The sequence below is a fragment of the Pedobacter agri PB92 genome, assembly GCF_000258495.1.
GTDB lineage: Bacteria > Bacteroidota > Bacteroidia > Sphingobacteriales > Sphingobacteriaceae > Pedobacter > Pedobacter agri.
The window spans coordinates 1-11,874 of the sequence record NZ_AJLG01000155.1 but is presented as its reverse complement, the minus strand read 5'-3'; the positions used below and the strand labels follow the sequence as shown (position 1 = coordinate 11,874).

General features: G+C 37.1%; 12 protein-coding genes and 1 pseudogene. 4 read left to right on the top strand and 9 right to left on the bottom strand.

Features of this window, described 5'->3' with window-relative positions:
- Window positions 1-6 precede the first annotated feature (6 nt).
- Together ON09_RS25270 and ON09_RS18510 are read left to right on the top strand one after the other, a co-directional pair.
- On the top strand, window positions 7-117 hold the full coding sequence (locus ON09_RS25270) for a hypothetical protein (RefSeq protein ID WP_238533734.1): 111 nt from the start codon (window positions 7-9) through the stop codon (window positions 115-117).
- 121 nt (window positions 118-238) lie between these two features.
- On the top strand, window positions 239-1,180 hold the full coding sequence (locus ON09_RS18510) for a cation diffusion facilitator family transporter (protein WP_010602559.1): 942 nt from the start codon (window positions 239-241) through the stop codon (window positions 1,178-1,180).
- Window positions 1,181-1,252: 72 nt separating this feature from the next.
- On the opposite strand, the gene ON09_RS18505 is transcribed toward ON09_RS18510, so the two are convergent.
- From ON09_RS18505 to ON09_RS18480, 7 genes and pseudogenes are all read right to left on the bottom strand, one after another.
- A complete protein-coding gene (locus ON09_RS18505; protein WP_010602558.1) occupies window positions 1,253-2,431 on the bottom strand; it encodes a DUF3095 family protein in 1,179 nt (392 codons plus the stop codon).
- 105 nt (window positions 2,432-2,536) lie between these two features.
- The gene (locus ON09_RS18500; RefSeq protein ID WP_124914179.1) at window positions 2,537-2,731 is read right to left on the bottom strand and encodes a hypothetical protein; all 195 of its coding nucleotides are present in this window, start codon (window positions 2,729-2,731) and stop codon (window positions 2,537-2,539) included.
- 103 nt (window positions 2,732-2,834) lie between these two features.
- Window positions 2,835-3,155 (bottom strand): hypothetical protein, encoded by a 321-nt coding sequence (locus tag ON09_RS18495; protein ID WP_010602556.1) that lies wholly within the window; start codon window positions 3,153-3,155, stop codon window positions 2,835-2,837.
- Between the two features lie 170 nt (window positions 3,156-3,325).
- Window positions 3,326-3,622 carry a Dabb family protein gene (locus ON09_RS18490; protein ID WP_010602555.1) on the bottom strand — a complete coding sequence of 99 codons (297 nt, stop codon included), beginning with the start codon at window positions 3,620-3,622 and terminating at the stop codon, window positions 3,326-3,328.
- Between the two features lie 50 nt (window positions 3,623-3,672).
- Window positions 3,673-6,367: pseudogene (ligD, locus tag ON09_RS18485) on the bottom strand (DNA ligase D).
- Window positions 6,368-6,377: 10 nt separating this feature from the next.
- Complete coding sequence (locus ON09_RS24875; protein ID WP_010602552.1) at window positions 6,378-6,551, bottom strand: DUF3606 domain-containing protein; 174 nt, start codon at window positions 6,549-6,551, stop codon at window positions 6,378-6,380.
- A gap of 100 nt (window positions 6,552-6,651) precedes the next feature.
- Window positions 6,652-7,824: a glycosyltransferase family 87 protein gene (locus ON09_RS18480; protein ID WP_010602551.1), complete on the bottom strand. Its 1,173-nt coding sequence runs from the start codon at window positions 7,822-7,824 to the stop codon at window positions 6,652-6,654.
- Window positions 7,825-8,176: 352 nt separating this feature from the next.
- Between ON09_RS18480 and ON09_RS18475 the strand changes: the two genes are divergently transcribed.
- Window positions 8,177-8,398, top strand: coding sequence for a DUF3606 domain-containing protein (locus tag ON09_RS18475; protein ID WP_010602550.1), 222 nt, complete (start codon window positions 8,177-8,179; stop codon window positions 8,396-8,398).
- 8 nt (window positions 8,399-8,406) lie between these two features.
- The gene (locus tag ON09_RS18470; protein WP_010602549.1) at window positions 8,407-8,607 is read left to right on the top strand and encodes a hypothetical protein; all 201 of its coding nucleotides are present in this window, start codon (window positions 8,407-8,409) and stop codon (window positions 8,605-8,607) included.
- A gap of 39 nt (window positions 8,608-8,646) precedes the next feature.
- Here the strand turns inward: ON09_RS18470 and glgX are convergent, their stop codons facing one another.
- Together glgX and ON09_RS18460 are read right to left on the bottom strand one after the other, a co-directional pair.
- On the bottom strand, window positions 8,647-10,773 hold the full coding sequence (glgX, locus tag ON09_RS18465) for a glycogen debranching protein GlgX (RefSeq protein WP_010602548.1): 2,127 nt from the start codon (window positions 10,771-10,773) through the stop codon (window positions 8,647-8,649).
- 138 nt (window positions 10,774-10,911) lie between these two features.
- On the bottom strand, window positions 10,912-11,874 hold a 963-nt coding region (locus ON09_RS18460; RefSeq protein WP_010602547.1), incomplete at its 5' end, for a serine hydrolase domain-containing protein.

Sequence of the window (11,874 nt, the reverse complement as noted above, 5' to 3'; positions counted from 1 at the left end):
ACAACTGTGCTTATTGGCGCCAGTAAACCTGAACAGATTACAGATTCAATAAAAGCTTTGGACAACACAAATTTCAGCGATGAAGAAATTAAGCTAATTGACAACATTTTACAATAACATCAGCGTAAACAGAGATTGCCTTTTTAATCGCTGTTTACTTTTAACATTTTCAATTCATTACTTTTCAAACCAAAGCATTATAAAATGGTTTAGATAGCATTCAATACGTTACTAAACTATGGCAAGAGCCAACAAATCAATTTATAGTGCACTGGCTGCAAATTTACTGATCGCAATTACAAAATTTGTTGCAGGTGCTTTCACCAACAGCTCATCAATGATCGCTGAAGGGATACATTCTACAGTAGATACCAGTAATCAGCTTTTACTTCTATATGGTTTAAAACGAAGTGTAAAACCAGCCGATAAATACCGTCCGTTTGGTTATGGTAAAGAATTATACTTCTGGTCGTTTATTGTATCGATTATGATTTTTGGCCTGGGCGGTGTGGTTTCTATTACGCAGGGAATTGAACATATCCGTCATCCGGAAACGCTGGTAAATCCGGGATGGAACTATGTGGTACTGGTACTCTCTTTTGTTTTTGAAGGTGCATCATTAATTGTTGCCATTAAAGAATTTAATAAAACAAGAAATGGACTGCCCTGGTGGAAAGCCATCATCAAAAGTAAAGATCCATCAGGATTTTTAGTTCTTTTTGAAGACGGAGCTGCAGTGATGGGCCTAATCATCGTTTTTGTTTTAATGGTTTTAAGCCATAACTTAAACATGCCATTTTTGGATGGCTTAGCCTCCGTGCTGGTTGGCTTATTACTAATTTTTGTATCGTTTATTCTTGCGAGAGAAAGCAGAAGTTTGCTGATGGGAGAAGGATTAAGTCCAGAAACTCAGCAGAAATTAAAGGAATTAATTGAAGCCGACAAAGATGTGATTACGGTTAAAAGTATTTTATCAACCTATCAATCACCTAAGGAAGTTATACTGGTTCTCATCATAACCTTCCAATCTGACTTAGATACTGAAGAATTGACAGCAGCCATTGACCGGTTACGTAGCGAGGTAAAACAGAAATATACAATCATCCGGTTTGTAATTATTCAACCACAATCTGCAAATATCGAAGAAGGTAACCAATCGAAAGATATATTTTTAGCATGACGAAATCAATAAATAATCTCCGAATTTCAAATAAATTTCAAAACGATTTATTTCTTGATTTACAGCTGATAGCTATGAATTTGACGGTGAGGCAGATACTTTGTTTCTGATTTTTTCTTTTAAAACGGCTGCTGCTTCTGTATAGCCACCTTCGCCCCCATCAACAAAATGAATGTGATCATCTTCTAAATCACGAACATAACATGACATAACTGATTCGCCACTTACATAAATGCCATATAAAATTTCGTCATTACGCTCCATCTGATCTAAACTTTTTTGAAGTTGTAATCGCTGATGACCTGTTCCGGTAATTACGGTATTAATCCTCCCGTCAATCACTAATGTATCAGACATTTCTACCAACTGGTTTAGGTATTTTTTACCACTTTCGGTTCTGAAATAAATATAGCCGTAGGCATTAATGAACCAGGTTTTAACAAGTTCCAGCCATTTAATTTTACCCAGCCGGTGTCGCATCTCCCTACCTAAATGATTGAAGCTTGTTCTAAAGATTAGTTTTGGAATTGATATTGGCTGACGTTTTTCAGGGGCACCATAAATTTTATCTAATTGTGCAATCACTTTACTAAACACTTCAGCCTGTTTATTGCAATCTTGTGCGATGGCGATCAACGTAACTACTTCTTCGCTGTTTTCTGGCGGCTGGATTTTATCCCAACGGCATTGCATGCCAGTTAAATCCAGCTCCTCATTTTCTTTATCATGATCGGAGAATAGATAATTTTCTCCTTTGATAATTTTTTCGGCATAATCCAGGCCATCTCCTAAAATTATGGGGATAGAAAATTGTTTCGAGATACTGAAGCGGCTAATTTTTAAGTGATGCTTACCCTCGTAAATTTCTTTTACAGAGACAATTCCTGCCCGCAAATCGAGATTGAAATTTTGCAAGCTGTTCCTGTGATAAACCATCAATGCTTTCATTGCCTGATCTACGATAACAGGTGGTACAATAAATGTTGCACCATCGCCGCCGAAGAAAAAAGGAACAGATAAATTTGCCTTAAAAGCTATATTTAACACCGTAACGATACTCCCGGTGGCAATCAGGTTTACGTTTTGATGAAGGCCTGATTTTACCGCATTGGTTGAATTTTTAATATCTGTAATGATCACATACCAATCACTGGGAACCTCATGAAAAAGTTCTTTGCTGATCAATAATTGGTGCAGCGGTATTTTGTTTACCGGCAAATTAGCAAAAAAATGAGCTCCGTTGGCAGACATATTGATCCCTTAGTATCATTTATATACGAAATTGATTCCAAAGGGTTTTAACAAATCATGTTTTTTCTGGTACGAAAAACATCCCTATCATTAATCCTAAGAAAACTAAACAATAAACATAATGGTTTTGCTCTGATTTAAATAGAAATAATAGAAAGATTGCTTTTGGCGAAAAATTTTTTCAATCCCCAAAACTTTCCCTGATTTACCAAACTCATCTGCAATAAAGTCTCCAATCTTAATATTGTCAAGTTGGCGACTGTCAACAGCAGCTCTCTTAATAAGTTTTAACTTGTTCATGATCACGTTATTTGCAATCATTTACGACGTTAAATTGGCGGCAGATTTTAAAATTAGCCGATTACCAATTTTTGAGTAGTGCAGATACTACAAAATATTAAATTTATGAATGAACAAGTTCATATACCCGTTTCATATACAAGGCTTCATCGATAATAATAAAAAAGTCTGTCCATTCATCACGTGTAAAAACCAAACTAATATCAGGAAATGGCGTAGAAAGGATTACCACTTCTTTTCCATCAGGTCTGTTTTCCAGATAATCGTCGAATTGAAGTTTTTTAGTAGCCAAATAAAAAGCGTCGAACTGCTCAAACGAGAAATTCATTAATACACCCGATCGCCAGATATTCAAGACCTTGCAATTATTACATTGCGCAATGGTAATATTTTGATTTTGAGCCAGCACAGTTGTTTTACACATAAATCTTTCTTTAACATTCACACTCAATGATATTCACAAAGATCATATTATTTAGAATAATTCCAAATAATATTTAAGATTAGGTGATTAATCTTAAGGGGTTCTTGCCTTTTTTATCAACAAGGTCCGAAAACAAACAAGGCCAGATGAATCTGGCCTTGTTTGTTTTCTTAATTTGCATCGTAAATAATCACCTTCTCAAAGTAAATCCTGAATTCATCAAGGAATGCCTTGTGTAGTGGATGCACCTGATATACATCGTGTGCAGCTAAATCTTCAAAGAACAAAATTAAGCTAAACGTATAAGTGGTATCAACTACTGCTCTTTCAATCGGTGCTGGGATTCCGATATGAAAATTTTTAACAACCTCAATTTGTTCAAGTGTTTGCAGGCTTTTACGGAAAGCAGCTTTTTGTTCGTCAGTGGTATCGGCTTTTAGCCAGAATAAAACGTGGTGGGCTATCATCTTTATTTTTTTTTTCAAAGATAATGAAAGACATAATAGTTCAACCGCATTTAACCAAAAACACTTTTAGCTTTGCTAATGGCTTTTTTCAAATCAATCCCTTTCCCTAAAACACCTTTAAAAAGGTCGCCTTCAGCCTTCAATCGATCGATGGCATTAAAAATATTAAAATCTATCATTTTCAATCCTGGTTTCACCTCATCCCAATGTAGGGGCATGGAAACTGTTGCTCCCGTTTTTGGCCTTAGGGAATAAGGCCCTGCAATGGTTGCCCCTGGCCTGTTTTGTAAAAAATCAAGATACATTTTACCCTTTCTGGCAGAAATCATCCTTTCAAGGGAAGTATATTCAGGTATTTGCTCATGAACCAGATTCACTACAATTTTGGCGAACATCTGACTTTGTTCATAACTGTATTTTGCATTTAATGGAATATAAATATGCATTCCGGTTGAACCCGATGTTTTACAGAAACTAGGTACATCAATGGCATCGAGCACCTTTTTGGTTTCCAGTGCTGCTTCTACAACCTGATCAAAGGTATGTTTGTCAGGATCCAGGTCAATCACACAATAATCCGGATTGTCAGGACTTTGCACCCTGCTAAACCATGGATTCATTTCTATGCAACCCAAACTTGCCATCCAAAGTAATGAAGCTTCGTCGGTACCAACCAGGTACTCCTTTTTTTCGCCTTCACCATTTTCATAAGGAAAAGTTTTCGCCCAATCTGGTGCTTTTCCTTTCACATCCTTTTGATAAAAACTCGGTCCATGTATGCCCCCTGGAAAACGGTTTAACGATTGCGGCCGGTCTTTCAAATAAGGAAGAATATATTCAGCAACCTGATAATAGTAGTTAAACATATCACGCTTGGTAACTTTATCTTCAGGCCAGTAAACCTTACTCAGGTTGGTAAACTTGAGCTCATGTCCTTTTATTTTCCGAACCTGTGTTTCATCTTTAGGGTTTAATAATGTTTTCTTTCCTTTTTCGGAAGGTGGTTTAATCGCAGTTTTATGTTGAGTTTTGGTTACTTTATCCACTACGGTCTCAGTCGCAACTTCTTTTTCTCTTTTGACGTCTTTGGCTTTTTTATCATCACGCATTCCTTGAAATGAAGGATGACGAAATACACCATCATCGGTAACCTCTGTAAATGCCACTTCACAAACCAATTCTGGTTTTAGCCATGTAGCTTTCGCCTTCGGCGGATTGGGCCGAAACCGCGATGGTTTGTTAACATCAGGTAGTTCATCGAAAGGGCTTTTGCTAATCACCAAAGGCTCAAATTGTTTAACCATTTCCTTTTGCACCTTATCAGAAAAACCTGTTCCAACTTTACCAACGTATTGTAGTTTGCCTTTCTCGTACACGCCTAATAACAACGAGCTGAACGATTTTGACGTATCTTCATTTTTGGTATAACCGGCAATGACCACTTCCTGCCGCTTGTGAACCTTAATTTTCAACCATTCTTTCGATCGGCGATCTGTAGCGTAGGTACTGTTTATTTTCTTAGCAATGATTCCTTCAAGTCCCATTTTTTCAGCAGCCGCAAAAAAATCAATTCCACTAGCTTTAAATACCTTGCCAAGGCGAATACGATCATCATCAGTAGGCAGAACACTGTTCAAAATTGCCTGACGTTGCACAAGTGGAAGATTCATCAGGTTTTTACCTTCATACCAAAGCAAATCAAAAACATAAAACACCAGTTCTCCATCTGCTTCACTGCGCCAGTTCTGTAAAGCACCGAAATTAGAAATGCCTTTTTCGTTTAAAACAAGAATCTCACCATCGAGTACAGCATTTATTTTCCATTCTTTTAACAGATCATAAATTGGATAGAATTTCTCATTAAAAGATTTATTGTTTCGTGAAAGGATGTTTATTTTGCTTTTATTGATGAAAGCCAACGCCCTATAACCATCCCATTTAACTTCATATTGCCATTCATCATCGTCAAACGGCTCGTTGACTAAGGTGGCGAGCATGGGCTTTATATTTTTAGGAATAGTAGATTTTGGCGCTTTTTTGAGGATAGCCTTTGGATCAACCTCAGTTTCCTCACCTACTTCACTCACTTCCTTTTCTTTACTTTTTACCGGACTTTTTTTTTCTAGGCTTTATTTTTTTTGCTTTACCATCTTCCCACACTTTCTCTGAGGTTTTAGCCATTGCCGCAATGGTTTTACCCGAAAGAACAGATTTCTCTTCTTTGGTGATATCCTTCACGGACGCAAAATCATCTTTATGTTTAATCAATAACCATCCATTCTCGCCCATTCCGTGAGTTTTCACCAATGCAAATTCTCCGTTAAGTTTTTCACCATGAAGTTTAATTTTGAGTGAGCCATCTTTAAGCTGTTTGAGCAAATGCTTTTCCTGAGCGGCTTTGCCCTTAATGGTTTCGATCGGCTCATAAGTCCCTTCATCCCAAACAATTACAGTACCTCCACCATATTCACCTTCCGGGATAATTCCTTCAAAATTGCGGTAATCGAAAGGATGATCTTCTACCATCATCGCCAGTCGCTTTGTTTTTGGATCTGTAGACGGACCTTTTGGAACAGCCCAACTTTTTAAAACCCCTTCCATTTCAAGTCTAAAATCGTAATGTAAACGAGATGCATCGTGTTTTTGTATCACGAACATCAATTTGGTTTTACTCTTACTCCGTCCCGCTTTCGGCTCAGAAGTTTTAGAGAAATCTCGTTTAGAAGCATACTTTTCCAGACCCATAAATCAGATATTACTTTGTTAAAAATTCTTCAACTTCAGCAGCAGATGTACCTACCGTTTGCACGGCAGCTTTTAATTTATCTTTGCTTACGCCAAATTTGTTAGCCCAATAATCTACCTCATAACTTTCGTTGATGTTGATTTTAGTCCGATCAGCACCACCGGTTTTTGTTTTATCATCCATAATACGATTTGATTAGATATTCGTTAAACAGCTTTAAAACAAAAAAGGTTTTGATAACCATGTGTATATCAAAACCTTTGAATGAGGTACAAATTATTTATTAAGCGGTGACCATTTCGGCTTCATTTTCTTCGATAGTCTCATGCCCAACCTGGGTGGCCAGGTAAAGCACCCTTAGCCAAACCAAGAAATATGGCAAACTCAAAACAGAGAGTGATAACGGGTGTGACTTTGCGAAAACAGGAAAAAGCAGCAGCGGAAAATTACAGGTTATAAAAAGCAATACGGGTAGTAAAACATTTTTAGCAGAGCGATTTTGCTCAAAAACATACCACAAGCCAACAGCTGCGATAGAAATAATGTAAGTACAATCTTCAGCTCCTGTGCTAAACAATACCGGAAACAGTAAAACTGAAGACAGGATCATCAACTGAAACTTTTTGTTTTTGTAAAGGTGTATAAACCGAAACGGAAGAAGAAACAACAAACTTCCAATTGCAATGAAAAGCAAATTAGATAATTGACGAATATGCAACAACTTCCGGAAAAAACCCATTATAGAAATATCGCCAGCCGCCCCCATAATATTGCTTAAGTTTTTCTCTATTAAAGAGTTTTTCCAATCGATATAAGAGCGGGCAACGAATTGCGGAGAAGCAAACAACATCGGCAGTAAAAAGAAAACAATCGACCAAAAAACCAACCACCCGATGAATTTAGTTTTCTGCTTTGAAAAAAAGAAAAATACTAAGCCAACCACACCATAAAGCTTAACGAATGTGCCTAGTACAATACACATCGCCGACCAAAAGCCTTGTTTCTTATTAATTTGTGTATAGCTTAAAATCATCAATGCGCCAGCAGTTGCATTGAATTGCTGGTTTAACATCGATTCGATTAAACATGGTATAGCGATATATCCAATAATTACTTTTTTTTCTGTAGATAAAGGCAAAGTCTGGATGGCCTTAAATAATACTATACAGTTAAATAAGTTCCAAAACAGTAGCCCTATCCAATTATGTAACATGGCAAATGGAGCAATCAATATGCTGAAAACTGGTCCGTAGTGATTGGTATCATTGTGGAAATTTGGATATGCCGCATAAAGTGATTGCTCTTTGAGCAGATTGCGAAAGGTATTCTCAAAAATTAAATAGTTATTGAAACGATGTGTTGCCCATGAATCGACAACGAAGATAAGTGTGATCAAAACCCAAATCGATAAAACAACCCGATTGTTGTTAAAAAAATTTTGACGCAATAATGCCATGAAGAAATTGGTTAGAGGTGATTAGTTTGTTTGTACGTAATAATTTTATTACATACAATAATACGTCACAGAAATGTGCCCGCAAAATACATGTAAAATAATTGTTACTCTTATTTTGTTTAACAAACTTAAACCGTTTATTTTCAATAATTTAAATCATAATACAAATTGTTAAATGCTTAAGTTTTTTACTTTAAGCTACCGAAATGCTCTTGCAAATTGACTACTGATTATTCTATAAAATTGTAATCTTCCCATAAAAATTAAACTCAAGAAGAAATAATCGAAATTTTTAAAAACCAAAATAATTAAACAGGTGTTTTTATCTTATTTGTAACCAAATTATAAACCGATGGAATACCAAAACATTTCGACAACAGCAAGGAAAGAAGTAGTTGAGATTGCCGACGAAAAGGATCGCAATTACTGGGCAACAAGATTAGGAGTAAGTAGTGAAAAGCTGAAATCTGCAGTTAAGGCGGTTCAAAGCATGGAATTTTCTAAATTGAAAGATTATATCAGCATGGAGAAGATTAAATCTGCCAGCACTTATCAGCGTTTTGCAAATCAATAGACCTTAAGATGAGCAAAGGAATTGTGAACGAGAATGATGGGCTAAAAGTGGATAACACCATTGTAGATTGTGCCCATCTAATTGACTTACCAGAATCTGGAGGTACTTTTTCCCATAAATTTAAAGGTGGTGTAATTAGTAACCCAAAAGCAACTATTAAGATATTATCCATTCATTACCCAAAGAATGGTTTAGCCAATTTACTTTAATTGGCTTCAAAAGCTCGGTTTCAAAACTCGAGCTTTTTTTTATTCCTCAGATTTCAATACCAATACCGATCTTCCTGCTACACCAATATCCTGAGCAGCTTCATAAAGCTCCAGCTCGTTTTTTGATATTTCACCGCTTGCCGTATCTAAAATTTTTCGCCATTTTTTGCTGTAATCAGATTTTGGAAGTTTATACGCCAGTGATTCGTAATGCGCATTAAAGATGATAAAAAAGTGATTATCTAAAATATCCTCACCCATAGGTCCTTTACTTTGTATCCCTTCACCATGGAAATAAATTCCGATAGACCTGGCAAAATCTTTCTCCCAATTATGGCCTTTCATTGGATTACCATCGGGCGTGAACCAGGCGATATCCTTTACACCATCGCCAACTTCTAAGCCATTAAACCACTTTCTACGCCTCAAGCTCGGATGATTTAAACGCAAACGAATTAATTCTTTGGTAAAGTGCAGTAAAGACTGATCTGCGTTTTCCCAGTCAATCCATGAAAGTTCGTTATCCTGACAGTACGTATTGTTATTTCCATGTTGTGTTTTACCAATTTCATCGCCCGAAACCAGCATTGGAATACCTTGAGAGAGAAATAACGTTGCCAGGAAATTTCGCTTTTGCTGCATCCTTAAACTGATAATTTCTTTATTATCGGTTTCTCCTTCTATACCACAATTCCATGATTTATTGTGATCTTCTCCATCGTTATTGTCGTCTAAATTAGCCTCGTTATGCTTATGGTTATAGGAAACTAAATCATGAAGGCTGAAACCATCATGTGCAGTAATGAAGTTAATACTCGCTGTCGGCCTGCGGTAATCGCCTTCATACAAATCCGGACTTCCAAGGAACCGTTGCGCAAATTCGCCTAACATATTCGGATTTCCACGCCAATAATCACGCATTACATCGCGGTACATTCCATTCCATTCCGCCCAGTCAGGCGGAAACTTGCCCACCTGGTAACCGCCTTCCCCAACATCCCAGGGCTCGGCAATTAATTTCACCTGAGATATTACCGGATCCTGATGAATGATATCAAAAAAAGCGCTTAGCCGGTTAACTTCATGTAATTCTCGGGCCAAGGTTGAAGCTAAATCGAATCGGAATCCATCTATATGCATCTCTAAAATCCAATACCGCAAACTATCCATGATAAATCGAAGCACATTTGGTAGCCTCGAATTCAGCGTATTTCCCGTACCGGTATAATCTGTATAATAGCGCTTGTTTTCTTCCAGGCGATAATAGGAACTATTGTCTATCCCTTTAAAAGATATTGTTGGGCCAAGCTGATTACCTTCTCCGGTATGGTTGTAAACCACATCCAGAATGACTTCGATGCCAGCTTTGTGCAAAGCCTTAACCATATCTTTAAATTCTCTAACCTGTTCTCCACGGATATCGGATGAAGCATAGCGGGAATCAGGGGCGAAAAAACCAATGGTATTGTAGCCCCAATAATTGGTTAAGCCTTTTTCTTCCAGGTGATGATCTGAAATAAACTGATGAACCGGCATCAGTTCAACTGCAGTGACACCTAAATTCTTTAAGTAACTTATAGCAACAGGATGTGCCAAGCCTGCATAGGTGCCACGAATATTTTCAGGGATATCGGGATGAGTTTTGGTAAAACCTTTGACATGCATCTCATAAATTACCGTTTGGTTGTAATTAATTTTGGGATGTTCATCATTTTCCCAATCGTAGGCAGGGTCAATCACCACCGATTTGGGGATGAAGGCTGCATTATCTGCCTCATTAAAACTTAAATCAAGCTCATCTGAACCTAACTGATAACCAAAAAGTGCTTCGTTCCATTTAATGTTTCCGGCAATTGCCTTTGCATATGGATCTAGTAAAACCTTATTTCCATTGAATCGATGGCCTTGGATTGGACGGTAAGGTCCGTAAACGCGATAGCCATATAATTGTCCGGGTTTGATTTCAGGAATGTAGGCATGCCAGATCTGATGCGACCTTTCCTTAATATTGATTCTGATGGTTTCCGTTTCAGCATGTTCGTGATCAAAAAAGCATAAATCAACAGCGGTAGCATTTTCGGCGTATAAAGCAAAATTGACGCCACCTCCATTCCACGTGGCTCCTAAGGGATACGCTTCTCCAGGAAATTGTAAATATTCAGGCATTCTATAGGGGTTGAACGTGAGTTTAATCGTTATTTCCTTGTCGCCTTATAAATCATTTAGACTGATAAAAGTTTTAAAAAAGAAAAAATGAACAATAAATGAAATGCTCCGTTATATAAAACCGCCAGCTATAAACCGTTATTTTTTTATAAAATTCTGGTATAAGCTATTAATGGCTGCCCTGCTGAAATCTGGAAAATCATCTGTGTAGGTAGCATTAATTCCATTGGTGATAATTACGATACCAAATTTCTCTTTCGGATTAAAAAACATTGTGCTATATAAACCATAAGCAGAACCTGTGTGGCCTTTCAGTGCTACGCCAGGTATTAAAGTATTGGATCCTCTGATAGCCAGGCCATATCCTTCATCATCAGTTAAGGCGGTTTGCATCAATTTTGCGCTTTTCTTCGAAATAATTTTTACGCCATTTGATGTTCCAAAGTTCATGTGCATCATCATGTATTTTGCCAAATCAGTTGCCGAAATTTTCATTCCACCTGTTGGAGAGAAAATTGGTGTACTGTAGCCCATTACATAGTTTTGAATTTCCGTTCGTCGTGGTGCATAAGCCATAGTGGCAAGCGTAAAAGTTTTGTCAGTAGCATTATATTCATAAAGTTTGGCAAATCTTGTACTGTCTAGCGAATCTACACAATAACCTCCATAAAGCCCGAGCGGCTTCAGCACATGGTTTTTCACATAATTATCAAATCTTTCTCCCGATTTTTTTTCGATGATGGTACCGATAATATTAAAGTTTAAATTGCAGTAATTGAATTTCGTTCCGGGTGCATAGTCGTTATAACATTTCGCCCAATTGGGGTTCTTGTCGGGATTAATCAGATCGAGGTTAAGGTAACCTTGAGAATCATTTAAACTTGAAGTATGTGAAAGCGCCATTTTCAAAGTAATTTTTTGATCTGGAAATTTTGGATTTCGGATTTTGAATCCAATTAAATCTCCAAAATCATCATCCAATGATAATTTCCCTGCTTCTACCAACTGCATAATCGAAGTTGCAGAAAACGACTTTGAAATAGATGCAATTCTAAAAATATCCCGATCAGATAACTCAGTTTTGTTTTCCAGTGTGTACGT

Coding starts and splice junctions, on each gene's coding strand:
- ON09_RS24875 (WP_010602552.1), bottom strand. CDS start 6,551: ATGGATGATAAAACAAAAACCGGTGGTGCTGATCGGACTAAAATCAAC.
- ON09_RS18495 (WP_010602556.1), bottom strand. CDS start 3,155: ATGTGTAAAACAACTGTGCTGGCTCAAAATCAAAATATTACCATTGCG.
- ON09_RS18470 (WP_010602549.1), top strand. CDS start 8,407: ATGAGCAAAGGAATTGTGAACGAGAATGATGGGCTAAAAGTGGATAAC.
- ON09_RS18475 (WP_010602550.1), top strand. CDS start 8,177: ATGGAATACCAAAACATTTCGACAACAGCAAGGAAAGAAGTAGTTGAG.
- ON09_RS18490 (WP_010602555.1), bottom strand. CDS start 3,622: ATGATAGCCCACCACGTTTTATTCTGGCTAAAAGCCGATACCACTGAC.
- ON09_RS18505 (WP_010602558.1), bottom strand. CDS start 2,431: ATGTCTGCCAACGGAGCTCATTTTTTTGCTAATTTGCCGGTAAACAAA.
- ON09_RS18510 (WP_010602559.1), top strand. CDS start 239: ATGGCAAGAGCCAACAAATCAATTTATAGTGCACTGGCTGCAAATTTA.
- glgX (WP_010602548.1), bottom strand. CDS start 10,773: ATGCCTGAATATTTACAATTTCCTGGAGAAGCGTATCCCTTAGGAGCC.
- ON09_RS18480 (WP_010602551.1), bottom strand. CDS start 7,824: ATGGCATTATTGCGTCAAAATTTTTTTAACAACAATCGGGTTGTTTTA.
- ON09_RS18500 (WP_124914179.1), bottom strand. CDS start 2,731: ATGAACAAGTTAAAACTTATTAAGAGAGCTGCTGTTGACAGTCGCCAA.